Genomic DNA, 25442 nt, shown 5'->3' with positions numbered 1-25442 from the left:
GATAGGAGTCATATTATGGAAGGTAAAAACAAGTTCAATACTTATGTTGTTTCTTTTGATTATCCATCATCTTATTCCTCAGTGTTCTTAAGGTTAAGATCATTGATGTATGATATGAATTTCTCCTCTATCGTGGCTGATGAATATGGGATACCACGACAACTGAATGAAAACTCCTTCGCAATAACGACATCGTTAGCCGCAAGTGAAATCGAAGATTTAATCAGGCTCAAATGCTTAGACTTACCGGATATTGATTTTGACCTCAGCATTATGACAGTTGATGACTATTTCCGTCAGTTTTACAAGTAGCCAGGAAGGATAAGAAGAACATAAAAAATGGCACTATTCTCTAAAATATTAATTTTTTATGTGATTGGTGTGAACATATCCTTTGTCATTATCTGGTTTATCTCACATGAGAAAACACATATTCGTTTACTTAGTGCATTTCTGGTCGGAATAACCTGGCCAATGAGTCTTCCTGTGGCATTACTTTTTTCTCTCTTTTAGGAGCTGTAGTTGAGTGGACCCGCTGGTTATCTTGAAACGAAGCGTCTCTCCTCAAAACTGGATTTGCGGAATGACGAACGAAGCAGTCGCCTGACTGCTTCGTTCATTAAAGTGAAATTTATTTCTGTGGGCGCATCGCCGGGAAGAGAATAACGTCGCGAATAGTATGACTGTTTGTAAACAGCATAATCATTCGGTCGATACCAATACCCAGACCAGCGGTTGGCGGCAGACCATATTCCAGCGCAGTCACGTAATCTTCGTCATAGAACATGGCTTCGTCGTCACCTGCAGCTTTAGCGTTAACCTGTTCCTGGAAACGTTCAGCCTGATCTTCTGCGTCGTTTAATTCGCTAAAACCATTACCAATTTCACGACCACCGATGAAGAATTCAAAACGGTCGGTGATTTCCGGGTTAACATCATTACGGCGCGCCAGCGGGGACACTTCTGCCGGATATTCCGTAATAAAGGTTGGCTGAATCAGATGTGCTTCTGCCACTTCATCAAAGATCTCCGTAACAATACGTCCCAGCCCCCAGCTTTTCTCTACCGTAATACCGATAGATTCAGCTAATGCTTTAGCAGCATCAAAATTATCCAGATCCGCCATATCGGTTTCTGGACGATATTTTTTGATTGCTTCGCGCATGGTGAGTTTTTCAAACGGTTTGCCGAAATCAAACACATGCTCGCCATAAGTGACTTTAGTGGTACCCAGTACCTCTTGTGCCAGGGTGCGGAACAGTGACTCCGTCAGTTCAATCAAATCGTGGTAATCCGCATATGCCATGTAGAGTTCCATCATTGTGAACTCAGGATTATGGCGAACAGAAATACCTTCATTACGGAAGTTACGGTTGATTTCGAATACCCGTTCAAAACCGCCTACAACCAGACGTTTCAGATACAGCTCCGGCGCGATACGCAGGTACATATCTAAATCCAGAGCGTTATGATGGGTAATAAACGGGCGAGCAGATGCCCCACCTGGAATTACCTGCATCATCGGGGTTTCTACTTCCATAAAGCCGCGCGCGACCATGAACTGACGGATAGCGGCCAGAATTTTTGAACGGACAACAAACGTTTGACGGGATTTATCGTTAGCGATGAGGTCCAGATAACGTTGACGATAACGGACTTCCTGATCCTGCAGACCATGGAATTTATCTGGTAAAGGACGTAGTGCTTTAGTCAGCAGGCGCAGCTCAGTACAGTGAATGGAAAGCTCACCCGTTTGCGTCTTAAACAGCGTACCGCGGGCACCGATAATGTCACCCAGATCCCATTTTTTAAACTGATCGTTATAAACACCTTCTGGCAGGCTATCTCTTGCAACGTACAGTTGAATACGGCCACCGACATCCTGCAACGTTACAAAGGAGGCTTTCCCCATAATACGACGGGTCATCATTCGGCCAGCAACCGAGACTTCAATGTTTAAGGATTCCAGTTCCTGGTTATCCTTCGCATCAAACTCTTCGTGCAACTGGTCAGAGGTATGGTCGCGGCGAAAATCATTGGGAAACGCCACACCTTGCTGACGTAGTGCCGCCAGTTTTTCGCGGCGATTTCTCAGTTCATCGTTAAAATCAATAGCCTCATTGGCTCCCCGTGTTTCTCGTTCAGACATTTTGGTTCCTCTAAATCCAGCTTTCAATTTAGCGTAGATAAAGAGACAGATCGGTACACTGTATTATCTGCCTCGACTATTAATAACTCAGTTTATCTTATCGAAACTAACGCTTACCTCAAGTTGATATCACTAATAAATAACCATCAAAATGGTTTAAATGACTTATTAATCTCGATTTACTAGTGTGATAAACTGAAAGTTAATTTATTCATAACCAATTGTTTTTACGACAGTTAATCGTTGCTCTCCTGTATCATATTCGTCGGCGTGCTAAACAGAAAACGGGTAGCAAAGGCCAATACCACGATGATCGCGACACAAGCCAACGTCCACTCTCCCATCTGAGAAAAGAATCGCTGGTAAGCGGCAATTGCCATACCGCTAATTTGCGACTCTGTCGTCTGCTGTGCCACGACGCCTGCCAGCCAGTTGGCGACTGCGCCTGTTGCCAGCATATAAATACCAGTTAATACGCCAGACATTTTCAGACGCGTGATTTGCGCAATCGCCACCGGGTCAATAAAGAGTTCAGCAAAGCCCATTAGCGCCAGCCCGGATATCATCACGCCCATTGACGCTTGACCGCCAGCCGCTGCATGTCGGGCATCAAATGCCAGCAACATAAAGCCACAAGCCATCAGCAGTAAGCCAAAGGCAAACTTCAGCCAGACGCGCAATGCTGAATTGCCGCGGCTTTCTGGCGACGCCAGCCAGGCCAGAACAACCCCAGCGAGCATCACCGCAATAGCATTCACCGACTGGAATAGTGCTGTAGGTACTTCAATATTGAATGCCTGACGATTCACAAAGCGATCGATAAACAAGCTGATGGTACTGCCGCCCTGTTGTGCCAGTACCCAGAACAACGTCCCGACAAACATCAACAATACAATTTGCCAAAGAGCACGGCGGTGTTCGGGGAATTTGATCATCATGCGGGCAATGATTTGTGCGGCAATGAGGCAAACGATCGCCAGCAAATATCCGGACCAGTCGTTCTCCAGCAGCAGGGTAAAAAATACTGGGGCTAAACAGAGCATCACCACTAACCAGCTCCATACTGGTAAGGCAAATTTCACGCTAGTGAGCGCTTTCTTATCCATACTACGCGTGGACTGGAAATGACGATGACCACTTAAGAAAATCAACAAACCGATAAACATGCCGCCACCCGCAAGGGCAAAGCCAACATGCCATCCATACCACTGAGCAGCCAGGCCGCAGGCGATGGGCGCGGCGATAGAACCGATATTGCCCGCAGCATACAGCAGCGAAAAACCGCCATCACGTCGATGATCGTTCTCGTCGTAGAGCTCGCCAAGCAAACAGCTGATGTTTGATTTGAATAAACCGTAGCCACAAATAATGATTGCCAGCGCCAGATACAGGCTAAAGGTTGAATTTGTATCAATGCCCAGCACCACATGGCCAAGGGTCATTAACAGCGCGCCGGCAATCACTGCAGTGCGGTTGCCGAGCAGGCGGTCGGCAAGCCAGCCGCCGAGAATAGGGGTAACGTAAACCAGAGAAGCATATGCGCTGAACAGGCTGATGGCATGGTTATCATCAAAACCAAGCTGATGGGTGAGATAGAGAATGAGTAAGGCACGCATGCCGTAAAAACTGAAGTACTCCCAGATTTGGATCGCCACGATATAGTATATCGCGCGCGGCTGTGAGGGTGTTTTCATGTGTTCTCCTTATGAGCAAAAAAGGGAAGTGGCAAGCCACTTCCCTTGTACGAGCTAATTATTTTTTGCTTTCTTCTTTCAATACCTTAACGGTATAGCGGCCATCAGCCTGACGGTATGCACCGTGAATATCGGTTTCAAAGCCCGGATAGTGAGCGCCGATTTCACACAGCATCTGCAGGAACTCCAGAACCGGACGGCTTTCTTCGGTGATCATTTCACCCGGCATTACCAGAGGAACTCCCGGCGGATACGGAAGGATCATATTGGCGTTAATACGACCTACCATTTCGTCGAGGTAAACTTCTTCGGTCATACCGTGCAGCTCTTTCTGGAACGCAGCATACGGAGTCATTACCATAGTCGGCAGAACTTCAAATGCGCGATACATCAGATCCGGCAGATTGTGGTGAACAATCAGTTTGTGGATATTCTGAGCCAGTTCCTGAATACGCATGTTTTCATAGAATTCAGGATCTTCACGATACAGAGACGGCAGCATGTTTTTCACACGCAGGTTCAGATCGAACGCACGTTTGAAGTCAGTCAGAGCACGCAGCAGGCTCAGTGCTTTGGTCTTATCGATACCGATGCTGAACAGGAACAGCAGGTTATACGGACCGGTTTTCTCAACAACGATGCCATGTTCGTCGAGGTATTTCGCCACGATGCTGGCCGGAATACCAAAGTCGCTCATGGTGCCGTCTTTTTCCATCCCCGGAGTCAGCAGGGTGACTTTGATCGGGTCAAGATACATGTGCTCGTTATCGATGTTTTTGAAGCCGTGCCAGGTGCTGTCAGAACGCAGCGGCCAGCATTCAGTCGTATCGATATGATCCGGCTGCCATACATCAAAGAACCAGCCATCAGATTCCGTTCTCAGACGTTTGATCTCTTTACGGAATTTGATCGCACGTTCAATGGAACCATTGATCAGACGTTTACCTGCATTGCCTTTCATCATCGCCGCAGCGGTTTCAGTGGACGCCACGATACCGTAGTGCGGAGAGGTGGTGGTGTGCATCATGTAGGCTTCGTTAAAGGTTTCTTCGTTTACGTCACCTTTAACGTGGATCATGGAAGCCTGAGAGAACGCCGCCAGCAGTTTGTGAGTAGACTGGGTTTCGTAAATCACTTTCCCTTCTACACGGCCACCGCTCATACCGCATTTACCTTCGTAAATCGGTGAGAAGTTGGTGTAAGGCACCCACGCGGAGTCAAAGTGGATGGATTTCACATCCAGTGTTTTCTTGATGAAGTCGGTGTTGTACAGCAGACCATCATAGGTAGAGTTGGTAATTACAGCATGTACCGGCCAGGTTGCGTTTGGTGTTTCTTTCACGCGCTTAGCAATGGTAGCGTGCTGGAATTCACTCTGTGGGATACCACCAAGAATACCGTAAGCGTTACGGGTCGGGCGGAAATAGATTGGCGTAACATCGCTCATCATCATCAGGTGGGTCAGCGATTTGTGGCAGTTACGGTCAATCAGAATGGTGCTGCCTGCCGGAGCAGAGTACATACCAACAATTTTGTTCGCAGTGGAAGTACCGTTGGTCACCATGTAGCTGCGGTCTGCGTTAAAGACGCGAGCGATATACTGTTCTGCTTCTTTGTGTGGACCACTGTGATCCAGCAGAGAACCCAATTCAGATACTGAAATGGAAATATCAGATTTCATGGTGTTCGGACCAAAGAAATCATAGAACAGGCTACCTACCGGGCTTTTCTGGAATGCAGTACCACCCATGTGACCAGGAGTACAGAAAGTATATTTACCTTCACGAACATATTTAAACAGTGCTTTGGTCAGCGGAGGCAGAATAGTGTTGATATATTCGTCAGTGGTCTGCTTGATCTTGTTAGCAATATCATCAGCAGCACCCAGCGCATATTCAAAGAAGCTAATCTGTAAACGCAGGTCATTCAGGCTTACATCGAGAGTGGAATACGTATTAGCGAACGCGTACAACGGCAGGTTCTCGTTCATTTTGCTAATTTCTTCGCACAGCTCGAGATTATATTTATCCCAGTCAAAAATAACGCCGCACAGACGCGCATTGTTTTCGATCAGTTTTAATAAGTCGTCACGGTCGTTCGGGTAAACAATCTGGAAGTTCAGACGTTCAAGCGCGCGATGAAGTTCACGGATGGGTTCTTCTTTAAAATAAACCCCCATGTGATTCAATATTGCAATAACGTTCATAGTCATATCTCCAGGTAAAAAAGGCCCCTCCCAACACATGGGACAAAATGAAAGGAGGAGCCTCGGAAAATACTTTTAATTAATGTGCGTTAGACGCTGTGTGGTTATCCATTGAGTGGCTCTGGCGCTCGTGCATTTTGCGAGCGTAGAACATCAGGATAATCAGGCTGACGATGAAGGTACCTGCCAGCTCGAAGGAGCTTGCGCCCATCAGCGCGATGAAGCAGAACACGCAACCCAGTACAGAGCAGATCAGGCTGACAAAGTTGCGGATGTTAACGCCTTCAAAACGAATCAGGTCAACGCAAGAGTAGAAGTACGGCAGCATAGTCAGCAGTACTGCGATACCGGTCAGTTCACCGAACAGGTCAGAGGCTTTACCACCGGCAGAGTTCATCAGAGTGATGAGGATCATCAGGGCAGTCATTTTCACTGCAGCCAGCAGCAGACCTTTTTTCGGAATACCGTTGCTGTCGACTTCACCATAAACTTTCGGGAAGTTACCGTCGTTAGCGGCACGTACACCTGCCTGGCCTACCAACATCATCCAGGAGCCCAGAGAAGTCAGGCACGCAAAGGCGGTGAATGCAGAAACCAGTGGTGCAGCCCAGTTACCGAGGATAGTTGAAGCACTGATTGCAAACGGAGCACCGGAAGCCGCCATTACAGAAGACGGATACATACCGGAAAGCACCTGAGTCGCAGCGATGTAAACAATACCTGCTAAACCAGTACCCAGCATGGTTGCCAGCGGAACGGTACGTTTCGGGTTTTTAACCATACCAGTACTTACTGCTGCGGATTCAACACCCACGAAGGCCCACAGGCAGAGCAGAATACTTTTAATGATCGCATGACCATCAGTGGTATCCGCAGTATTCCAGTTAGCTGCATAAGTTGCTGCATCAAACCAATGCCAGCCAACAATAGCAGTCATCACCACAGGAATAAGAACCAGCACCAGACCAATCGTGGTTAAACGGCTTACCCAGGTACCGCCGAGCATATTCACAAAGGTAAATACCCAGACGATAGCAATACAGGCGATACCCGCCGGAACAGGATCATTTAATACTGGGAAGAAGGTGGAAAGATAAGATACAGCGGTAATACCAATTGCCAGGTTACCAATCCAGTTAGCATGGTAATAAAGAACACCTGTCTGAAAACCAAATGCAGGGGAAATTTCTCCGGCATACGCAATTGGGCCACCTTGTTGCGGGTTTTTTGTTGCCAGTCGGGCATATACATATGCCAGCGACATTGCACCAATAATAGAGATAATCCAACCCCAGATAGCAATACCACCGATACTTGCTAGGTTCGCAGGTAATAATGCAATACCGCTCCCCATCATATTACCGGCAACAACACCGGTACAGGCAAATAGCCCGATCTTCTTGGCAGAACTCATGCTCTTCTCCTAATTTCATTTTTGAATTTGGAGTCCGGGTCATGATGTATAACTATTTCCTGACCAGACCAAACTGGCGCTAAGATTACTCACGAAAAAAGGATTAATCCTAAAGATTAGGTGAAATAACACAAAAGTTTCTGTAAGTGAGAACTTGAGGTTTTTTATTAACACATCAGGATCGCAAGTTGATATCATGAAAAGATAAACATTCAATGTTTACAATGCATTGCGTTACATTCTCTGGTTAAATTTATGTAATAAAAATTATGCGGCAAATAAATTGCCGCAACATATTATACCAACGGGAACATACAAAAACTCAACAACAAATATTCCCGAGCATGAATCAACCCGGGAGTTACTTATTCTGAAGCGAGAAATTTGTCGAGATAAGGTACAACATAAGGAACAGAAGTCTGGAATATACCATTTTCAATCCAGTAAAGGGTGTTTGCCCCTGGGCGTAAATTAAAGGCGGTGAGATATGCATCAGCTGCTTCCCGGTTCATCCCCTTCATTTCATAAACCTTGCCAAGCAACACATAATTTAGCCAGGACATTTCAAGATCAATGCCGGTATTTATCGCCTGATAAGACTCATCTGTTTTACCTTTTACCAGGGCACTGACCGCTTTTATTTGATATATAATGGACAGGTTGTTCAATTCCGGCAGTGTAACAATGTTATCTATTTCTGTGTTCAGTGCTGCTAATTGTTTTTCGTCTAAAGGATGTTGAGAATGGCGCACGATATCAACTAATGCTTTTTCTGCTCTCGCGTAGGTAAATTCTGGGGATGATTGAACAATCTCACCTAATAATTCACTGGCACGATCCAATGATTTATCATCACCATGCAGTAAATAATCATGTGCCTGATAAAAATTAGTTAATAACGCACCACGATGCGGCAAAATTTGCTGGAGCATCTCCTGCATTCGTTGTGGCCACGGTTGGTTTAACGCTTTTGATAAACTCTGGAGCAAATCATTTTGAATCGCCAGCTGATTACCGTTAGTGATGACATAACGTTTATCCAGCATGGTTGAACCATCTGCATTGTCTACCAATTTTACCGACATAAAGCATTGTTGAGCACGGTATTGGCGCTGATTAACAAACGCAATAGATAATGTTTTACCGGAACTGCTCGGTTCATCAATGTTGTAGTTGATTTTGTCATGCACCATAAAGGTGGAGAAGGTGTTAAGTGATGTCGCCACCAAATCACCCACGCCTATCGCGTAAGAGAGCTGATACGGAGAACTCCAGCTGTTACAACTCTTATTAACCATATTAATGTCAATATCGCGTGGATTGAGCAAAATGCGCGATTTACTCATAGGAAGACGTGTTTCAAGACTTGAAAACGCTACCAGTGCGACACAGATACCTAACGACAACAGGAAAAAAAACCATACCCAAAAGGTAGTGAATCGTTTGCTTTTAACTGGGGATTGTTCAGGTGGCGTTGTGGTGTTTTGAATGTTAAGACTGTGGGAGGGAGAATCTGTGGCAGGAACCGCCTCTGGTATAGGGGGAGGCGAAGATAGCATTATTTCCTCTCCCTCTTCTTCGCTGTACCAGATAACCGGCACCATTAATTTATAGCCGCGCTTTGGTACAGTAGCGATATAGACAGGACTATCTTCATCATTATCTTTTAATGACTTACGTAGTTCTGAGATACTCTGCGTCACAACGTGATTGGTGACAATACTTCTCTTCCAGACATTATCGATAAGTTCATCCCTGCTAAGTACTTCGCCACTGTGTTGAGCAAAGAAAACCAGAAGATCGATTAATCTCGGCTCAAGGGTAAGTTGACGCCCATTGCGGCTAATTTGGTTTATGGACGGAGTAACAAGCCATTCGCCAACGCGAACTACAGGTTGTTGCATAATAGAAACTCATTCGAAAAGGGAATGATGCAATGATAATTGCCATAACCTATTTTTTCCATCTATAGATGGGTTTATTTACATATTATTGGTGAATGTAGGACGTTATTTTTACCCGCCATAAACTTCTTGATTACATAGTATTACGAAAGGATTTTACTGAGAACCAGAAGTAATTTTCCTTACCATCAAAATTCATCATCTTTGCCAAAGAAAAATGTTCAGAAAATAATCCATGAAAAATTGTCCGGAGCGCTTACTATTTTAATGGATTGTTAGTCTTTGCATGAGCAAACGGACTGATACATTTCTCTTTGTTCTCATTCAGAAAATCTCATCAGTTGGCGTTCTGCCCGATGTTGTGCTTTATGGGTGCGTTACGCTCCTGATGACGTCATTTGACGTTCAACAGCATCACGGGGCCGCACGACATTTCACGTCAGTCAGCGCTATAGCTCAGAAACAAATTTTCCCGAATTGGGATATGCCCGCAAATTGCTGGTGATGTGGGGAGAATCTGGTTGAGTTCGGTAGAATTGATTTGGCGGCAGGACGCTTAAATCGTGGCGTCCTGAAACGAAAAACGGACCTCCGTGGAGGTCCGTTTATATGAATTTGGTGCCGGACTCGGAATCGAAGAATGCTTCTATCATGTTGATATTAGTTTATTTTGTTTGGTTTGGTGAAAGATGTACCCTCTTTTGTACCCGCAGTCCCTTTTGATATCGAAAGGGAATCAAACTCGGGGTCAGGCTGAGAGCACAGAAGGAAAGTGCCTGGCTATTATATCGTTAATTCTGTCAATCAGCTCCAGCCTTTTGAAAGTGATGTGTGCAGATCCCTTCTTAAAGTATTTAATGATGAACATCTCATCTTCATAGCGTCCTTTACCCTGAACGGACTGTATGTGGTCATCCAGATTAATGGTGATATTCCCTCGGTTGTCGGGGATCGGTTTACCGCTGAGCAGATGCAACATTCTTTCCAGGTCAGCCAGGCGATCTGCCTGCATTCCACTGATAAGATGAAATCCCCACTGGTCCCATCTCACCAGATTGTTGACGATAATTTTACTGCCAAATTTACAGGGTGAGTTGGTTTTGTAATCCCTGCTCAGCCCTTTGAAGACGTTGATCACTCCCCGTTCAAACACTTCATCTTTGTTCTGGTGCAGTTGTTCAAATGTGCTCAGAATGTTCGCTTCGCTGATTTCCGGAAAATTATCATATTCCAGTGACCTGTACCTGACTGAGGTGGAGCAGATAACGTCCGTATTCTCGTTGACCACTTCCGGACGGGAGACTGTGATTTCAGACATAATCGATATTCCTTTTTGCAGATAAATGAAAACGCCAGCCGTGTTCAGGCTGGCGTCAGTGGAATGAAGTCTGGTGAGTGAGATGATGAGTGAGACTCACCGGTTCTGGTGCTGAAGCTGCAGTTGGCGCAGGGTACGGATATCCTCTCTGGCCTGTTCGATACAGGGCAACAGTGCTGCTGAATCCGTTTTATCCTCATTGTTGTCAAAGATAATTCCCGATTCGCAGTCGATATTGTCCTGCAGCCACGCAATCAGAATATCCAGTGCGGTTTCCGTGGTTAATGATTTCATGTTGTTCCTGGTTACCAGTTGAAAGTGGGTAAACCCGGCAGGCATTCAGCGCTGGCATCCAGATGAATGAGACTGACGCCATAACGTCGGGTAAGTGTGATAACCAGACGACGGAACGTTTTTGACAGCCCCAGGCGTTTAAGCCGCAGAACCGGATATGACCACGCATCGGTACGTAACAGATATCCGCTACCTGTGAAATGAATCCATTCTGATTCACCGAAGTCACTGGTCTGGTGTGACAGCGAGTACAGCCAGGCGTTATCCTTTTCCGTGATATGTGCGGTACTGCAGCGTATGCCGGCAAGGGTTGCAAACGGTGGTAGTGTGCAGGTTGACTGTTGGTCGGATTCCTCCACCACGCGGAGTGAATAACCGTTTTCAGCGACCTTGTTAATCAGTTCAGTGAGATTAACACCATCGACGTCAACGACAATTCGCCCCATGTTCAGTGCCTGCACATTAATTCTGTCGGCTTCCAGCATCAGGGAAAGTTTCATCGTTTCTCCGGATGCTTACCCAGGGTAATGTTATTTACCGTTCTGTAATTGTCGCGGGTCATCAGGCCGGTCGCCCGGCGAGCCCGGAGGATATCAATACTGTTTATTAACTGAGAGCGGGGACAAGTGCTGAATCCCGGCTGGTCGGTACGCACCAGCGCGTATTTTTCCACGAGAAAATTCACCGCATCACACAGTGAAATGCCAGCTTCAATATGCTGCTCAATCACACGTTCATCGGCGAACGGTGTGTCATTCAGTGTAAGGCCGTAATGCTGGCCCAGTAGTCGGGAGAGCAGAGTCTGCCAGATGGTGACGGGAGACGGGCAGCTCGATGCCTCCCGTACGTGTGTATCGGGTAATGTTTTCATACTGAAGGTTTTCCTGATATGCAGAGATGAAAAATGGAAAAGTGGCGTGGTGAAAGCACCAGGCCGGAGCAGAAGGTTATTCCGGTGGTTTACTTTTTCGTTTCGGGCGTCGGATAAACAGCCAGATAAACGTAACCACCGCTACCGAGGGTGTCAGCTTTGCAGGTCAGACCTTTCGCATACAGCGTGACGGTATGCTGATGGCGGGGATTCAGTTCACCGCTGGTGAGCATGAGCTCCAGTTGTTTCATCAGCAGCGGAAAGGCCTGGTCCAGATGGTATGCATCTGCGTCGCTGAAGCGGCCTCTGATACCGGCGCGGTCGGCAAGGTAATGCAGGCGGTTACCCTCCTGCACCAGACGGGCACCAAAACAGGGCCTCACTGTGCAGGGAAGCCCCCACCAGGGGCGGTCGTGATTGTCGTCGGGATGAGTTATCCCGGAGAGTTTGTCTGACACGATAAAATCCTCTCTGAAAAGTGGTTAAGAATGGTTTAACGATGACAGGTCAGCCGGCGCGCTGACCGGTTTCGGTGAAGATGTATGCATTGACGAGAATGGCCTCATCCACAGCGGCGTCTGAGTCCATCTGGTCGTACTCGTTTTCCGGGTGACGGAACATCAGTTCAGGGTGACGCTCATCAGCCGGACATACGGGCCAAAACTGTCCTTATGGCGTTCAGCAAACACGGCCAGCACACCGGGAATATCCTGCACTTCACGACCGGTATACGCTTCAGTGCTGCCGTGCCAGCGGTATTTGCCGGTACAGAAAGGAAAAAGACGGGATGCCGGATGTTGTTGGTGAATACGCATGGCTTCACCACGGGTGATGATTTTCATAGTGTGATACCTCTGAAGACAGAAGATAAAAGTGAAAACAAGCGTGATGTGGTTGTGACGGGTTAAAGCAGACCATGTTCGGCAAAGGAGAAAACCTGGTTGCCACCGACTATCAGATGGTCCGGCACCCGGATATCCACCAGGCCCAGTGCCTGTACCAGACGTTCCGTGATAAGGCGGTCTGCCTTGCTGGGTGTGACTTCACCGGACGGGTGATTGTGTGCCAGCACCACAGCAGCGGCATTGTGATACAGGGCGCGTTTAATCACTTCACGGGGATGGACTTCCGTGCGGTTGATGGTGCCGGTGAAGAGGGTTTCACCGGCAATCAGCTGATTCTGGTTGTTCAGATACAGCACCCGGAACTCTTCACGCTCCAGTCCCGCCATGTTCAGAATCAGCCATTCTCGTGCCGCACGGGTGGAGGTGAAGGCCACGCCGGGTTCATGAAGATGGCGGTCCAGGGTTTTCAGGGCCCGCAGAATGAGACTGCGCTCTCTGGTTGTCATTTCTCCGGGCAGAAAGGAAAGCTGCTGCATTGTCCCTGCCTCCATTCAGTCAATGATGCGCATAATGGCGCTGCATTCCGGATGCTGCAGGGCGTAATCCCGCAGCCGGTAATAGTGGACCGTCATGGCATAACACTCCGTACGACAGGCATGATGACTGTACGTCATCAGACAGGCAGCAATACCGGCGGCTTCCGGGCTCATTTCAGCGCGGTTGCCGTTCATGGCATTGAACAGTACCCATGTTTCGTCATCATCGTCATCCGGTTCGGGTGCCATAAATGCCCCGCCGTTGTTCAGGGTGTACAGATTCCAGATACCACCGCAGTAGTCTTCGCAAAGACGGTCCATCCAGCCGAAGACACGGGGCTCCAGGGTCACCCACTGTGGAATGAGGCCAAAATGCTGCGGCCAGAAGCTGATGCGCTGTTCATCAGGGACGGGAGTGGCAACCAGCTGAGGTGGGTTATTCCCTGATGCAGTGGTTACGGAAACAGAAGGTGTGGTGGAATTATGCGAAACGGTTGTCATGAGGTTATTCCTTATAAAAAGTAAATGAATGGAAGAAGCCCCGGGGCAGGAACAGATGTGAGTCAGGACTGCACTTTCAGTGAAACGGCATCAGCGCATGCTCTCCAGCAGCGTTTCTGCCATCACCCACAATGCGCGATTGAGCTTAATGTCGGTATCAATGCTGTGAATGGCCCGGGTATGGATACGTTTTCCTTTTGCACTGCGACCGGAAATCCCGCCTTTCAGCATATTCTCCTGGATGGTCTGATAAGCACTCCACAGGTCCTTACCGTAATCCTCCCGGCGTCGTGGTGTCAGAATGTCGGCGGTGGTGACGGGCTGATGTTCGTCACCATAACGGTAAGTCAGCGCCGCCTGTGCCAGCGCCTGGCGTGCCGGTGGCGGCAGAATCAGCGACTGCATGGCATCACGCTTTTCCTCAATCCGGTCAAAAACCCCCACCACCTCGTAAGCCCCTTCAATGACTCTGTCCACCACATTTCCCCGGTGCGGAACACGCACTTCTCCCAGCGACTGACCGCAGACCAGGCCATTGGTGCAGATGGCACGAAAATATCCGGGTAACATCTGGTAGCTGGAGGTACCGTCATGAGAGTTGAGCAGAATAATTTCAGGGACATGTTGTCCGTTTATCTCCCCGTCACGGCGCAGACGCAGCATGTGTTTGGTGTATCCCCGGCGGCCCGGGTCGCGCACGCGGGTCTGGCAGGCGAAGAATGGCTGAAAACCTTCCCGCTGCAGGCTTTCCAGTACGGTGATGGTGGGAATGTACGCATAGCGTTCACTGCGGGAGGTATGCCGATCTTCCCCAAAAATACTGGGTACATAGTGCATCAGTTCTTCATGTGTCAGCGGACGGTCACGGCGTATCTGGTTTACATGACCAAAACGACTGGCTAATCGCATTATTTGCTCCTTATGAATGAGTTAGCGGTATAAACGAAAAGGCCGCGTCTCCCGGAGAAGACGCGGCCTGATGGATGAAATGAAGACGTTTATTGCCTGAGAATTCCCTCACTGGCGAGATACGAATTTAGCTGTTTTCCGGCATCAGGTTCAAAATTCCAGCACCGCCAGCGTAGCTGCCCTTCGGCATTGCGGATAACCAGCCGGAAATGCGTTCCCTGGTCATCTTCAATAAGCACATTGCGGTAAGCTGTTGTGACAGCCATCGCCTGTTCGCGTGAGAAAGGGCCTTCGGGCAATAAAACAGGGTGGCAGTCCGACATACCGGCTATTTTCCGATAAATTCAACGCTGGCGCCGGTGGCATTACCGTCAGCACCAACCGTGACGGTCACTTTGTCGTACGCACGGTCTTCAGGATTGAATACTTCAAACTCAACCTTATTGCCTTTTACTTCGTAAGAGCCAAAATCAGCGGTTTCTGTTGTTTCCTCGTCATATTCCCGGGCGTATGCCTGCCGGGCAGCCTGCAGGACGGAATCTTTATTAATAGTGGTCGTCTGTTTCGGGGAAAAACCGGCAAGTGATGTGACAAATTTCGGACAGACCTTCAGCATATCACCGCGGGTGAATTCCATTCGTACACCAAATGCCTGTAAAACGGACACATCACGCTCTGCTATGGAGTGAACGGCTTTTTTGACCATTTCCGGCGCCTGTCCGATTTCCACCTCAACAGCCCTGAATCCCGTCTGCTGATTACACATTTGTGATGTGGGGATCAGGTTACCGTTAATACTGATACGGCTGCCCAGGAGCGTCTGTACACCATTCGGGCATCCCTGCATCAGGCCGGTAATACCAATCGTGCCATTTTTCAGCATTACCAGCGCCTGACCATCTTCCGTCATGGTCTGACACCAGCCGTTTTTGACAGCCCAGTTGCCGGCGGAGGCGGAGAATGATGCCACAGTGAACAGCAGGGGAAAAAGAGCTCTGGTATTCATGACTGACCTCTGAAATGAACGTACGGTGTTATTGATAATGATGGAAGGTATGCAGTGACTGTTCAGGGAATGACGTAGCCGTATATTTAGTTTTCTGTTCAACATATTGTCTCCATACCTGTCGGGACGGCTTTGGCAGGCCGGCGATCACAGGTTAAAGGTGTTGATAAGTTTATGGATGAAAGAGAAATGTGGCAGGGCGGAGATAAAACGCTCTTCAGCGACCAGACTGTGGATGTGGCCTCTCCGTTCAAACCGTTCTGATGTCAGGCTGACTGATTTGATATCTGCCAGAGGAAAGACCTGCAGTTTTCCCTTCTGTAACGCGATCAGATACCAGCTACCGCTGTAATAAATGAGCCGGCAGGGCTCCAGTGACGGATACCATCGCTCAGTCATCAGAGAGATGTGGATACACTGTCTTATTGCCAGGATGAGTTGCGAGAAACACTCGGGGAACGTTGCAGTGATATCCGGCGCCGGTAGCCAGATAAGGCAGGGAGAGGGCTCCTGGTTGTCGGTAAGACAGGTTATCAGTCGTCCGTTCCGGAGCGGAAGTATCCGTGCGATCCCGGTATTCTGTATAAAAGAAAGCATTTCAGGGATCGCACCTGGGCTGCTCTGTCGTCTGAGGCTGTACCTGCCATTTCTGTACTCTAAATCCAGGTGAACCAGACGCTGATGAAAATCGCGCTGTAAAGTACGTTCTGTAACGCCAAATTCATCTGACAGTGTTTTTAGTGACAGAGATTCTCCGGCCATCAGTCGGCTGATAATGAGTGATAAGCGAACCGCCAGGCGATCATGCCGGGAACGATTATCAGACATAGATGTGCACTCCGTAAGAAAACATCTTTTATTTCATGATGTTATTATGCATCATGATGTTGAAAGGATGTGTCGCATCCGGATAATCAGGAATAAAATGCAGCAGAAAAAATATTCTTTTAATTATCTGATTTTTAAGCATGATTTCATAAAAAGAAGAATGCTCGTTAATCCAGCGACACATCCTGTCGGCGTGAGTGTGTCAGAACAGACGCTCCCACAGTGTGATCAGCAGGTGGATAATGCGGTCCCGGGCTTTACGCAGAAGCTGTAACATCCAGGCCGGAAAACTGAACCGGGCAACGGCGTCGTCAAAACTTTTCCCGATGGCATCACCAAAAGTCTGTTGTGCGTGTTTTCGGGCCTGTTCAGAGCGGTTTTCCCCCCTGATATGTGAATAAACTGCGCTGGTTGCCTGTGGTGGCAGCGCGTGGATCATCAGTGACACCAGCGCTGGAAGGTTCCAGCCTGCAGGTGCGGCTACAGGGAGTACCGGAAATGATGAAGGGAACAGGGTGGCCACCCGGGCTATTACTGTCGCCAGTGAGAGTTCCTGGTGACGGGACGGGCATTTTTCTGTGGCATTCCATTCTTCAGCAGGAAACATGCGATCGGCATGGCTGAGAACAAACAGAAAGCGCGAGGGATCTGCGCCCTCATTCAGTAAAAACTGATGCATGGCAATATCGGCAGCATACGCACGTTCATCACTCCGCAGGATCCAGATAATCAGATCCAGTTCCGGCAGTAACTGACGATAAAGCGCTCGGTATTCCTGATCATGCTGCGGTGTTTCACCAATGCCGGGCAGATCGACCAGCGTCATTCTGCGTTCACCGAGCTGCAGGGTAAGACGATGAGCCTGGCGGGTGCAGCCGTTCAGGGGATGCGTGGCGCAGATACGGGACTGAAAAATGGCATTACACAGGCTGCTCTTGCCGGTGCCGGATTTACCCATAATGCCAATCACGGGCTCGTAATGAATAACACCGTGGAGATGTTCAAGGATTTTCTGGCGTATTTCTTCAGGAAGAAACGTCAGATATGATTTCACTTGCGCGGAGAGGGAAGAATTGCTGAATGGCATACCGGTATCCTGTTGATTTCACTGAACCGGATCACACTAATCCGGTTTATCATTCAGGTAATATGGGTGTGAAAATTTTTCCATTGACGGGAAGAAGAGTATGGCTAAAAACAAAGGTATTTGTCGGAATAAAAAATGCAGTAATCCTGTTTCAGAATTTGATGAGGCAAATGCCTTAAGGTTATGCGATGATCATTATAAGCTATGGAAGCGAAATAAAGAGAATCGTCGGGTCAGGAATATTTGTCGTATAATCAGTAAATATGACAAAAGTCTGGACCGGGAGATATTTTATGGAGTAAGAGATGCTGCAAAAAATAAAACGGGAAAGAGAATTATTGAGGACGCAAAAATATTACATCAATGCCGTGCCTCAAAGCAAGTAAGAAAAAGTTTTCACAAGGGTGTGCTTCGGTCACGGGAATGGCTTAATACACAGGAGTTACTGAGCAGAAAACATATATCTGTTACAGGTGAACTATTTAAATTTTACATAAAAGATATTATCAGATTATATTGCTATAAGTTTCTCTACAGCAGAGAATATCTTAATGAAAACGCATACAAAAAACGATATCAGAGTGATATTCACCCCAGAAAAGTTAATGTTCCGATACTGCAACTTGAAGTTGCATGGATAAATAATAATTGCCGTTCAAGTGATTCAAGCACTGATATTATTATCCTTCCGAGGATGATAAGAAGAATGGTTGTATTTAATTATACGAAGATAAATAAACAATTAGAGAAATTGTTAGGGGGGATAGCACGAAAACAAACCTCAGAAAGGAATAAAGGCGGTCTCTATACCAGAATAAAAAAAGAAAGTGACTTTCTTTCTATGGATAGATTTATGGTGGAAATAGAAAATATCATAAGGCTTGAAAGGTTTCCGACATCAATTTATCCAGTCTTTTCACATTCATTTATTGAACGAGAGCTTCCGCTACTGAATCTTGCTCGATCACAGTATAAAAGAGCAATAAGTAAAAAAGTGGCGAATTCAATTTTTTATACTTTGCAAAAAACTAACGTAGCATTATGGCTACATCTTGAAATGTTTGCTCTGGTGGCATTCATTAAACTGTATACAGGAAAAGGTTTTGAATTCATAAAGAACATGTGTGTATTTATCGATTATGAGAAAGGGATAATAAAATCCACACATGAAGAACTGCTGGGTGAAATTAAACGTAACATTCAATTGAATTTGAAGGTGAATCCTGATAATTTTCCAGAGTTAATAGACATATACAATTCATGCTTTAGTGAAAATATATTGTCATATGATATTCAGGATGGTAATTTTAAATGGCGCTCATGATGTGAAAATATTAATTTCACATTACATATTAATTATCCACAAAAAACATATAATTAATTTCAATGAGTTACATATAAAAACATTGATGATTATCCAGCTTAGTATGGTTATGCAATGTGATGCTTAACGCTTACAGATAATAACACATTCATATGAGCTATATATCATAATATTCAATAATCATGATATGCTAATCTGATTATGGATAAAAATTACTGAATGACGCCATATTATGATTGGCAGTGTTTCCTGTATACGATGACTTATCTCTCCCGCATCATATGGGGGCACGTTTCTTAGGAAAAGTGACGGGGTTACAGAATCCAATTACGATAGTTTGTTGTAGAGTTATCACGAGTTTTTGTTGTTCTGAAGACGGAATCAGGAAAATAATTCCAGAGTAAACATGTCTGTTTTTTGACCAGTAAAGATCCATGCTGGCCGTGAAAAACTGAAATCAACACTCAGTCTGCATGGATGTCTGAAGATATTGAGAATGTCGGGAATGGTACTATATACGTATTATACAGACATATCTTCACTAAGTGTTATACACGCATTTTCATAAACAATTCTACAAGTGTTTTCATTAAGCATTGCTGTACACATTGTTTGATCTGATACACATCCAGTTTAGTAAATCTTTACGTTAGCTAAAATCAGTTTAAAGCTGCTACAAAACAATTTTTCTTGTTTAAGTAATCAGGATGATATTCTATTTTTCTGAAGTTACGTTTAACCTTTTCTTAGTTTTTGTGTTTTTAGTCGTTAACCTGAGACAAGTGTCTTTATGTAAAAACGCAAATCCGGCTGAGATAACCTGGCGTGATTTACTGTGTGCTTACGATGATTTTGTTAAATGGTTTTATGGATGATTTTGTAACGATGAGATTGATGAGATGATTAACTGGCCCTGGTGTTTTTTCTCAGCGCAAGACTCTTTTCAGGAAAAGCGTGATGATTGGTTCTGGTGTTTTGATTCAGATGAGGTTTACGTTATCGATGGTTAACCGTTTTTATGGAGCGTAGTTAAAAGTAACGTTTTCAGTATAAGAAAATCGATTCTGATGTTGGTGGTTTTTGTTCTTGGGGCGGGGGTGTCTGTAAACAGGTTTTAATCGCGCTGTTCGGCTCTGTGATTGAGTTGTGTGGTTAAGCTGTAGGTGTGGTGTTGCTGTTGATTTACAGCGCCAGAAAGCGTTCTGATTGCGTTTCTGACGTTTTGTTTGCGCGTTCTGTTGATCCGTTTCCCTTCAGGCTTTGTAGTTTTTAAAAAACATTTATGCCGTTGTTGTGTGTTTTACTCTGCGTGTAGGTTTATTTTTTCTTCGTGGGGGATTCATTCTGTTTTAATCAGGAGCCATTGGCGTTGCTCAATGGCGGGATGCCGTAAAGTTTTACCGCAGTGATTAATGATGTGAAGTCAATCCAAATCAACGGAGATCTCTCATCATGAATCAACCAATACACAATGCTTACTGGTTATCCCGTTTTGAAAGTATTCTCAACAGTGCCCTGGCGCAACACCGTGCCGTCTCGTTAATCCGGGTGGATTTACGTTTCCCTGAGTATATGCCTGCCACCATCATGGATACCGATTTAGATTCAGCGGTGATTTCTCGTTTTTTTGCATCCCTGAAAGCAAAAATTCAGGCTTACCAGCGACATAAACGACGTGCCAACAAGCGTGTGCGTGCAACCACTCTGCGTTATTTCTGGTGTCGGGAGTTTGGCAAGGAAAAAGGCAGGAAACATTATCACGTGATATTACTGCTCAACAAAGATACCTGGTGCTCGCCAGGGGATTTCACCGTTCCTTCTTCGCTGGCGACGCTGATCCAACTGGCATGGTGCAGTGCTCTGCATCTCGAGCCCTGGCAGGGTAATGGACTGGTTCATTTTTCCAGGCGGACGCCTTTCCGTAAACCGACATCATCTGATGCTCGCCCTTCTTCCGATGATACGCCTTTGTCGGGTGGATGTTCTGAAACCAGGAAGGCTTCAGACAAAAAGTCTGGTGGATCCGCTGTGCTCTGGGTCAAGCGTGGTGATGTGGAAGCGATGCAGAAAGCCCGGAACAGAGCCAGTTATCTCGTGAAATATGAGACGAAGCAGCATGACGGTTCCGGGCAACGTAATTATGGTTGCAGTCGTGGGGTAGGGCGTCTACTGGATGGCAGGTGAGCCCTGTAAAACGGCATCCGGTACCAGAGTGTATGTCACGGTAAGGGCGTCAGCCAACGCCCTTAGATCGTTTTCTGCTAATAGCCCTGAAGTCATGAAACGGTATTTTTATCTGCTTCCGCTCCTGGAAACACTCCGTCGGTAAAAACTTACCGGGATGATTAATGATGTGAACCGAAGTCAACGGAGATCATTCCCCCTGAACCTGCATCCAGTGTTCTTTCCCTTATCTTCCCGTTCTGCTTCGGTTCTTCACTTATTCCATCAACCCCATCCGCAAACCATAACACGTCAGCTTATTCACGGGCAGGACGCATTGTGGGCTGCGCATAACGGAGCATATCTTATGAATGCTATCCCTTATTTCGACTATAGCCTGGCCCCCTTCTGGCCATCTTATCAGAACAAAGTCGTCGGCGTCCTTGAGCGTGCGCTGCGTGAGCAGTCCGGCTCACGGATACGGCGGATCCTGCTTCGTCTGCCGTGTGAATATGACAATACCTTCAACAGCAGAACGACCTGGTTTGGTATGGATTTTATCGAAACCGTCAGTGCGCTGATGAATGCAACCCCCGGACGTGATCTCTGCTGGCTCCTGACCCGTCATCCTGAAAAACCGGAATACCACGTGGTGCTGTGCGTCAGACAGGAGTATTTCGATGGCCCTGAATTGGACCGGTTGATACTGGATGCCTGGAGTAACGTACTGGGCTTCGCGTCACCGGGTGAAGCAAAGCAGTATCAGAAGCAGATCACCCGGGATGTGGTGCTGGACAGTCGTTCACCGGACTGTGAAAACATCCTCAAAGAGTTGATATGGGCGTTCAGTGATTTCGCCCGCGATCGTCGTGGTGTGTGCGATCCGGAAGCCCGTTGCCTCGCCGGTAATCCCGGCTATCCCGGATCTGCAGGACCGTTCTGAAAGCTCGGTTCAGCATCTTTCCCTGCATTCGCACAAACTTCATAAATCTCACAAAGGACATTCTGACCATGTTGACCACAACAAGCCACGACAGCGTGTTACTGCGTGCCGACGATCCCCTGATCGACATGAACTACATCACCAGTTTCACCGGTATGACCGATAAATGGTTTTACAAGCTGATCAGTGAAGGTCATTTCCCTAAACCCATCAAACTGGGGCGCAGCAGCCGCTGGTACAAAAGTGAAGTGGAGCAGTGGATGCAGCAGCGAATTGAGGAATCACGAGGAGCAGCAGCATGAAACGTGTTGCAATACCAGCGCCGGCATTGCGGAAATCAGCCCTGTCCCCGATGCTGGCGACACTCCCGCTCATCTTTCTGCTGACTCCTCTGGTCTGCCAACTGTTTGTCATCATTTCCTGACTGATTCGTCATTCCCTTCGTCCCGCCAGTCACTGGTGTTTGTATCGTACCGTCCGGTGTTGATGTGCGTTTTCCGTATGTCTGCACCGGCTTAACAAAATTCAACAGGGTTTGAAAAGGAACATTTCGTGCAAATAACCGAAGCCTTAATTTCAGAGCCGGGAGACATCCGGCGTTTTGTTCAGCAGGCGCTGGAGTTCTTTAATCTGCTTCATGGCAGCAGCAAGTTCAGAGGCAGGAACGACCTGTTCTCCTGCGGCCACAGCAGTAAGACTTCCCTCCTGGTATTGCTTGCGCCAGAGAAATAACTGGCTGGCTGCCACACCGTGTTGCCGGGCAACAAGGGAGACCGTCATTCCCGGTTCAAAGCTCTGCTGAACAATAGCGATCTTTTCCTGTGTAGTACGCCGTCTGCGTTTCTCCGGTCCTAAGACATCAATCATCTGTTCTCCAATGACTGGTCTAAAAACTAGTATTAAGACTATCACTTAAATAAGTGATATTGGTTGTCTGGAGATTCTGGGGGCTAGTCTAGTTTTAAAGCGCCCCCTGCCGTATCAGAACTGGGGAATGCTACAGGGTTTGACCTGTTCCTCGAGGATCGTAGCGGAGCTAGCCATGAAAAAATGATCCAGGCCCGAAATCAGCTTCTTGCTGAAGCGGCGAAAAGTCCAGCGTTAAACATGGTTCGTCCTAACGGCATGAACGATGAGCCTCAGTTCCAGATTCTGATTGATGACGAGAAAGTTCAGGCGTTTAAACTGAGCATGAGCGACGTCGACAACATAATGTCAGCAGCCTGGGGTTCGATGTATGTAAATGATTTTAACGATCGTGGACGGGTGAAAAAAGTCTATATTCAGGGCGAACCCGGCTCACGTATATCACCGCAGGATTTTGATAAATGGTATGTCCGTAACAGTGATGGCGACATGGTTTCCTTTGCCTCTTTTGCAACAGGCAAATGGATTTATGGCTCACCAAAACTGGAGCAATATAATGGTATCTCTGCTGTCGAAATCCTGGGGGAACCGGCACCAGGATACAGTTCCGGGGATGCAATGAAAGCAATTGAGGATATTGCGGCAAGACTTCCCGAAGGTTTCCATATTTCCTGGACAGGTTTGTCTTTTGAGGAACGACTTTCAGGTTCTCAGGCTCCTGCACTATATGCACTTTCACTGTTGATCGTCTTTCTGTGTCTGGCTGCACTGTATGAAAGCTGGAGCATTCCTTTCTCGGTCATGCTGGTTGTTCCGCTTGGTGTCCTGGGGGCTGTCTGTGCTACTTTGTTGCGCGGCCTTGGTAACGATGTCTTTTTCCAGGTCGGTTTATTAACAACAATAGGGCTGTCTGCGAAAAATGCCATACTTATCGTGGAGTTTGCTCGTGAATTGCATGAGAAAGAAGGACTAAGCATTAAAGAGGCTGCTGTTGAAGCGGCGAGAGTGAGGTTAAGACCGATAATTATGACTTCGCTGGCATTTGTAATGGGGGTTATCCCACTGGCTGTCTCGACTGGAGCAAGTTCCGGAAGTAAACATGCCATCGGTACTGGTGTGGTTGGAGGGATGATCACTGCTACGATACTGGCAATCTTTTATATTCCTCTCTTCTATATGTTAATTGCCGGGTTCTTCAGCCGCAGAAATAAGAAATCATCGGATAAGACTGAAGCTGAGCAATCATAAGCATGAGTAAATATTCAGGTGCAGTAAACAACATACTGCGCCTGAGTAAATGGCTGTTGGGTTGGTACTAAATGCCCCAGAGATATTTCCTGAAATAAGATGTCAATGGAGATTTCAACAGTGGTGCGGCACACAAAATTTGCAGCGGAAGAAACCCGCAAACAAATCCTGGATGTGGCAGAGTTCTGCTTTTGTGAGACGGGCTTTTCGAAGACGACACTGGAGATGATTGCGGCGCGCGCAGGTTGTACTCGGGGGGCCATATACTGGTATTTCAACGAAAAAAAAGATCTTCTGCGACAAGTCATCGAGCGGGTACCACTATCATTATTTGATGAGCTTACAGCCATCAAAAATGGGAGAGTTTCTGAACCGGTTAAAGCGATGTATCGTTGCTTATCACGTAGCCTGATTAAATTACAATATAATGTACACATTACGGAATGTAATTTATATTGTGTTTTTTTTGTGAAGAATGTCCGGATGATATAAGAATAAATTTCTTACAAAAAATGGTGGATGTCAATAATTTTGTGAAATTACTATGTTATATTTTCGAAAAAGGTAAGTTATATAGAGAAATATGTTTGGAAATTCGTAGTGAGACTCTGGCGTTCCTGCTTTTTTCTTTGTTTACGGGGGGGGCGAAGTTGCATTCTGCAACCTGATAATAAATCCCTTTTCAGAGAGGGTTGCATAGTACTGGAGTTGACCCAATCAACCTTCACAGGCATCGATAAAAATGAACGCTACTATAAAAAACAGCTCTGATATCAATGAGTTTGCTAAATGGATTGATGAAAATCTTGAGGTAGAACTCTCAATAAATATTGAGGAAAAAAAGCTGGATATTCAAAATGGTATTTACAGAGATTGTTTAAACATATCATTGGTATTTCTATTGGTAGGTATATTAATAAATGCAGCAGAAGAACTACGTTCTACTACTGAATCGGTCACGACTATCACTTTTAAATATCAGTTTGATTTTCAGCAGACATTTACAAGGGCATTTACTCGCCGCTTTGGTATAGCTCCTATTGCATACCGAAAACTCGCTAAGGAAGAAGTGAGATGGAATAGTTAGTTATGTAAGCGTTATTTACTTAAGCGTGGATATATAAGAATGATATTATCAATATGTTGCTCATGAGTTTTTAATAGCATATAGGCTTGTTAACATAGCCCAGCAATATAATTTGCAGTGGGAGCAGGTATGCATACAGAACAGTGGGCGAGGACGAGCGTCCCTTTTCGAACAAGGTAGCAAAAGAGGAAGAAGAAAGACAAATACAACTGGGCCTGAAAGGGTAGTGTTTAAGCCCCCTTTCAGGG

Annotated in this window: 27 protein-coding genes and 4 pseudogenes; 11 read left to right on the top strand and 20 right to left on the bottom strand. The window is 46.5% G+C overall.

What is annotated here, in order from left to right:
* The first annotated feature begins 15 nt into the window (after window positions 1-15).
* Complete coding sequence (gene ghoS, locus C4F37_RS10485; RefSeq protein WP_001312331.1) at window positions 16-312, top strand: type V toxin-antitoxin system endoribonuclease antitoxin GhoS; 297 nt, start codon at window positions 16-18, stop codon at window positions 310-312.
* Between the two features lie 27 nt (window positions 313-339).
* Window positions 340-513, top strand: coding sequence for a type V toxin-antitoxin system toxin GhoT (gene ghoT / locus C4F37_RS10480; protein ID WP_001173343.1), 174 nt, complete (start codon window positions 340-342; stop codon window positions 511-513).
* Between the two features lie 118 nt (window positions 514-631).
* Here the strand turns inward: ghoT and lysS are convergent, their stop codons facing one another.
* From lysS to C4F37_RS10380, 19 genes and pseudogenes are all read right to left on the bottom strand, one after another.
* On the bottom strand, window positions 632-2149 hold the full coding sequence (lysS, locus tag C4F37_RS10475) for a lysine--tRNA ligase (protein ID WP_000003806.1): 1518 nt from the start codon (window positions 2147-2149) through the stop codon (window positions 632-634).
* Window positions 2150-2385: 236 nt separating this feature from the next.
* On the bottom strand, window positions 2386-3843 hold the full coding sequence (gene dtpC / locus C4F37_RS10470; protein ID WP_000856826.1) for a dipeptide/tripeptide permease DtpC: 1458 nt from the start codon (window positions 3841-3843) through the stop codon (window positions 2386-2388).
* A 58-nt stretch (window positions 3844-3901) separates the two neighbouring features.
* Window positions 3902-6049 carry a lysine decarboxylase CadA gene (gene cadA, locus C4F37_RS10465; protein ID WP_001296667.1) on the bottom strand — a complete coding sequence of 716 codons (2148 nt, stop codon included), beginning with the start codon at window positions 6047-6049 and terminating at the stop codon, window positions 3902-3904.
* A gap of 79 nt (window positions 6050-6128) precedes the next feature.
* On the bottom strand, window positions 6129-7463 hold the full coding sequence (gene cadB / locus C4F37_RS10460; protein ID WP_000092909.1) for a cadaverine/lysine antiporter: 1335 nt from the start codon (window positions 7461-7463) through the stop codon (window positions 6129-6131).
* 365 nt (window positions 7464-7828) lie between these two features.
* A complete protein-coding gene (gene cadC / locus C4F37_RS10450; protein ID WP_001187191.1) occupies window positions 7829-9367 on the bottom strand; it encodes a lysine decarboxylation/transport transcriptional activator CadC in 1539 nt (512 codons plus the stop codon).
* Between the two features lie 259 nt (window positions 9368-9626).
* A pseudogene (locus C4F37_RS28255) lies at window positions 9627-9786 on the bottom strand (tyrosine-type recombinase/integrase); the annotation flags it as partial.
* Window positions 9787-10115: 329 nt separating this feature from the next.
* Window positions 10116-10685 (bottom strand): DUF4942 domain-containing protein, encoded by a 570-nt coding sequence (locus tag C4F37_RS10440; RefSeq protein WP_001560692.1) that lies wholly within the window; start codon window positions 10683-10685, stop codon window positions 10116-10118.
* A 96-nt stretch (window positions 10686-10781) separates the two neighbouring features.
* Window positions 10782-10979 (bottom strand): DUF957 domain-containing protein, encoded by a 198-nt coding sequence (locus C4F37_RS10435; protein WP_000839281.1) that lies wholly within the window; start codon window positions 10977-10979, stop codon window positions 10782-10784.
* Window positions 10980-10990: 11 nt separating this feature from the next.
* Window positions 10991-11479: a DUF5983 family protein gene (locus C4F37_RS10430; protein ID WP_000777545.1), complete on the bottom strand. Its 489-nt coding sequence runs from the start codon at window positions 11477-11479 to the stop codon at window positions 10991-10993.
* Window positions 11476-11850 (bottom strand): TA system toxin CbtA family protein, encoded by a 375-nt coding sequence (locus C4F37_RS10425; protein WP_000854753.1) that lies wholly within the window; start codon window positions 11848-11850, stop codon window positions 11476-11478. The genes C4F37_RS10430 and C4F37_RS10425 overlap by 4 nt, the downstream gene beginning before the upstream one ends.
* Before the next feature lie 89 nt (window positions 11851-11939).
* Window positions 11940-12308, bottom strand: a complete 369-nt coding sequence (locus C4F37_RS10420; protein WP_001540478.1) for a type IV toxin-antitoxin system YeeU family antitoxin — start codon at window positions 12306-12308, stop codon at window positions 11940-11942.
* A gap of 162 nt (window positions 12309-12470) precedes the next feature.
* On the bottom strand, window positions 12471-12692 hold the full coding sequence (locus C4F37_RS10415; protein ID WP_000692311.1) for a DUF987 domain-containing protein: 222 nt from the start codon (window positions 12690-12692) through the stop codon (window positions 12471-12473).
* A gap of 62 nt (window positions 12693-12754) precedes the next feature.
* Window positions 12755-13231: a JAB domain-containing protein gene (locus C4F37_RS10410; protein ID WP_001186786.1), complete on the bottom strand. Its 477-nt coding sequence runs from the start codon at window positions 13229-13231 to the stop codon at window positions 12755-12757.
* Window positions 13232-13246: 15 nt separating this feature from the next.
* Entirely contained in the window at window positions 13247-13732 is a 486-nt protein-coding gene (locus C4F37_RS10405; protein WP_000214398.1) for an antirestriction protein, read from the bottom strand.
* Window positions 13733-13822: 90 nt separating this feature from the next.
* Complete coding sequence (locus tag C4F37_RS10400; protein WP_001773857.1) at window positions 13823-14641, bottom strand: DUF932 domain-containing protein; 819 nt, start codon at window positions 14639-14641, stop codon at window positions 13823-13825.
* An 89-nt stretch (window positions 14642-14730) separates the two neighbouring features.
* Window positions 14731-14964: a DUF905 family protein gene (locus C4F37_RS10395; protein ID WP_001278283.1), complete on the bottom strand. Its 234-nt coding sequence runs from the start codon at window positions 14962-14964 to the stop codon at window positions 14731-14733.
* Window positions 14965-14969: 5 nt separating this feature from the next.
* A complete protein-coding gene (locus C4F37_RS10390; protein ID WP_001097301.1) occupies window positions 14970-15647 on the bottom strand; it encodes a hypothetical protein in 678 nt (225 codons plus the stop codon).
* A 147-nt stretch (window positions 15648-15794) separates the two neighbouring features.
* A complete protein-coding gene (locus C4F37_RS10385; RefSeq protein ID WP_001282919.1) occupies window positions 15795-16475 on the bottom strand; it encodes a helix-turn-helix transcriptional regulator in 681 nt (226 codons plus the stop codon).
* A 202-nt stretch (window positions 16476-16677) separates the two neighbouring features.
* Window positions 16678-17562, bottom strand: coding sequence for a GTPase family protein (locus tag C4F37_RS10380; RefSeq protein ID WP_001116801.1), 885 nt, complete (start codon window positions 17560-17562; stop codon window positions 16678-16680).
* A gap of 100 nt (window positions 17563-17662) precedes the next feature.
* Here C4F37_RS10380 and C4F37_RS10370 point away from each other — a divergent pair, with 100 nt between their 5' ends.
* The 6 genes and pseudogenes from C4F37_RS10370 to C4F37_RS27805 form a co-directional block, all read left to right on the top strand.
* A complete protein-coding gene (locus C4F37_RS10370) occupies window positions 17663-18886 on the top strand; it encodes a hypothetical protein (protein ID WP_001773856.1) in 1224 nt (407 codons plus the stop codon).
* Between the two features lie 1452 nt (window positions 18887-20338).
* A complete protein-coding gene (locus C4F37_RS10365) occupies window positions 20339-21070 on the top strand; it encodes an inovirus Gp2 family protein (protein WP_001075472.1) in 732 nt (243 codons plus the stop codon).
* A 346-nt stretch (window positions 21071-21416) separates the two neighbouring features.
* Window positions 21417-21992, top strand: coding sequence for a hypothetical protein (locus C4F37_RS10360; protein WP_000991593.1), 576 nt, complete (start codon window positions 21417-21419; stop codon window positions 21990-21992).
* A 68-nt stretch (window positions 21993-22060) separates the two neighbouring features.
* Window positions 22061-22294, top strand: coding sequence for a helix-turn-helix transcriptional regulator (locus C4F37_RS10355; RefSeq protein WP_000958492.1), 234 nt, complete (start codon window positions 22061-22063; stop codon window positions 22292-22294).
* Window positions 22291-22416 carry a hypothetical protein gene (locus tag C4F37_RS28160; RefSeq protein WP_000831909.1) on the top strand — a complete coding sequence of 42 codons (126 nt, stop codon included), beginning with the start codon at window positions 22291-22293 and terminating at the stop codon, window positions 22414-22416. Before C4F37_RS10355 ends, C4F37_RS28160 begins: the two co-directional genes overlap by 4 nt.
* Before the next feature lie 128 nt (window positions 22417-22544).
* Window positions 22545-22628, top strand: a pseudogene (locus C4F37_RS27805) (hypothetical protein); the annotation flags it as partial.
* On the opposite strand, the pseudogene C4F37_RS10345 reads toward C4F37_RS27805, so the two are convergent.
* Window positions 22593-22859: pseudogene (locus tag C4F37_RS10345) on the bottom strand (transposase); the annotation flags it as partial. The pseudogenes C4F37_RS27805 and C4F37_RS10345 sit on opposite strands and share 36 nt — an antisense overlap.
* 102 nt (window positions 22860-22961) lie before the next feature.
* Between C4F37_RS10345 and C4F37_RS10340 the strand changes: the two are divergent.
* From C4F37_RS10340 to C4F37_RS27325, 3 genes and pseudogenes are all read left to right on the top strand, one after another.
* Window positions 22962-24107 (top strand): annotated as a pseudogene (locus C4F37_RS10340) (efflux RND transporter permease subunit); the annotation flags it as partial.
* Window positions 24108-24206: 99 nt separating this feature from the next.
* Window positions 24207-24599, top strand: coding sequence for a TetR family transcriptional regulator (locus tag C4F37_RS27800; RefSeq protein ID WP_224156610.1), 393 nt, complete (start codon window positions 24207-24209; stop codon window positions 24597-24599).
* Between the two features lie 250 nt (window positions 24600-24849).
* The gene (locus C4F37_RS27325; RefSeq protein WP_001773854.1) at window positions 24850-25194 is read left to right on the top strand and encodes a helix-turn-helix domain-containing protein; all 345 of its coding nucleotides are present in this window, start codon (window positions 24850-24852) and stop codon (window positions 25192-25194) included.
* The last annotated feature ends 248 nt before the right edge of the window (window positions 25195-25442 follow it).

This window comes from Escherichia sp. R1 (assembly GCF_003000935.1).
GTDB classification, from domain to species: Bacteria; Pseudomonadota; Gammaproteobacteria; order Enterobacterales; family Enterobacteriaceae; genus Escherichia; species Escherichia coli.
Note: the sequence above shows the minus strand (reverse complement) of the source record. Positions and strands in the feature narration are given on the sequence as shown.

Coding starts and splice junctions, on each gene's coding strand:
- ghoS (WP_001312331.1), top strand. CDS start 16: ATGGAAGGTAAAAACAAGTTCAATACTTATGTTGTTTCTTTTGATTAT.
- ghoT (WP_001173343.1), top strand. CDS start 340: ATGGCACTATTCTCTAAAATATTAATTTTTTATGTGATTGGTGTGAAC.
- lysS (WP_000003806.1), bottom strand. CDS start 2,149: ATGTCTGAACGAGAAACACGGGGAGCCAATGAGGCTATTGATTTTAAC.
- dtpC (WP_000856826.1), bottom strand. CDS start 3,843: ATGAAAACACCCTCACAGCCGCGCGCGATATACTATATCGTGGCGATC.
- cadA (WP_001296667.1), bottom strand. CDS start 6,049: ATGAACGTTATTGCAATATTGAATCACATGGGGGTTTATTTTAAAGAA.
- cadB (WP_000092909.1), bottom strand. CDS start 7,463: ATGAGTTCTGCCAAGAAGATCGGGCTATTTGCCTGTACCGGTGTTGTT.
- cadC (WP_001187191.1), bottom strand. CDS start 9,367: ATGCAACAACCTGTAGTTCGCGTTGGCGAATGGCTTGTTACTCCGTCC.
- C4F37_RS10440 (WP_001560692.1), bottom strand. CDS start 10,685: ATGTCTGAAATCACAGTCTCCCGTCCGGAAGTGGTCAACGAGAATACG.
- C4F37_RS10435 (WP_000839281.1), bottom strand. CDS start 10,979: ATGAAATCATTAACCACGGAAACCGCACTGGATATTCTGATTGCGTGG.
- C4F37_RS10430 (WP_000777545.1), bottom strand. CDS start 11,479: ATGAAACTTTCCCTGATGCTGGAAGCCGACAGAATTAATGTGCAGGCA.
- C4F37_RS10425 (WP_000854753.1), bottom strand. CDS start 11,850: ATGAAAACATTACCCGATACACACGTACGGGAGGCATCGAGCTGCCCG.
- C4F37_RS10415 (WP_000692311.1), bottom strand. CDS start 12,692: ATGAAAATCATCACCCGTGGTGAAGCCATGCGTATTCACCAACAACAT.
- C4F37_RS10410 (WP_001186786.1), bottom strand. CDS start 13,231: ATGCAGCAGCTTTCCTTTCTGCCCGGAGAAATGACAACCAGAGAGCGC.
- C4F37_RS10405 (WP_000214398.1), bottom strand. CDS start 13,732: ATGACAACCGTTTCGCATAATTCCACCACACCTTCTGTTTCCGTAACC.
- C4F37_RS10400 (WP_001773857.1), bottom strand. CDS start 14,641: ATGCGATTAGCCAGTCGTTTTGGTCATGTAAACCAGATACGCCGTGAC.
- C4F37_RS10395 (WP_001278283.1), bottom strand. CDS start 14,964: ATGTCGGACTGCCACCCTGTTTTATTGCCCGAAGGCCCTTTCTCACGC.
- C4F37_RS10390 (WP_001097301.1), bottom strand. CDS start 15,647: ATGAATACCAGAGCTCTTTTTCCCCTGCTGTTCACTGTGGCATCATTC.
- C4F37_RS10385 (WP_001282919.1), bottom strand. CDS start 16,475: ATGTCTGATAATCGTTCCCGGCATGATCGCCTGGCGGTTCGCTTATCA.
- C4F37_RS10380 (WP_001116801.1), bottom strand. CDS start 17,562: ATGCCATTCAGCAATTCTTCCCTCTCCGCGCAAGTGAAATCATATCTG.
- C4F37_RS10370 (WP_001773856.1), top strand. CDS start 17,663: ATGGCTAAAAACAAAGGTATTTGTCGGAATAAAAAATGCAGTAATCCT.
- C4F37_RS10365 (WP_001075472.1), top strand. CDS start 20,339: ATGAATCAACCAATACACAATGCTTACTGGTTATCCCGTTTTGAAAGT.
- C4F37_RS10360 (WP_000991593.1), top strand. CDS start 21,417: ATGAATGCTATCCCTTATTTCGACTATAGCCTGGCCCCCTTCTGGCCA.
- C4F37_RS10355 (WP_000958492.1), top strand. CDS start 22,061: ATGTTGACCACAACAAGCCACGACAGCGTGTTACTGCGTGCCGACGAT.
- C4F37_RS28160 (WP_000831909.1), top strand. CDS start 22,291: ATGAAACGTGTTGCAATACCAGCGCCGGCATTGCGGAAATCAGCCCTG.
- C4F37_RS27800 (WP_224156610.1), top strand. CDS start 24,207: ATGTCAATGGAGATTTCAACAGTGGTGCGGCACACAAAATTTGCAGCG.
- C4F37_RS27325 (WP_001773854.1), top strand. CDS start 24,850: ATGAACGCTACTATAAAAAACAGCTCTGATATCAATGAGTTTGCTAAA.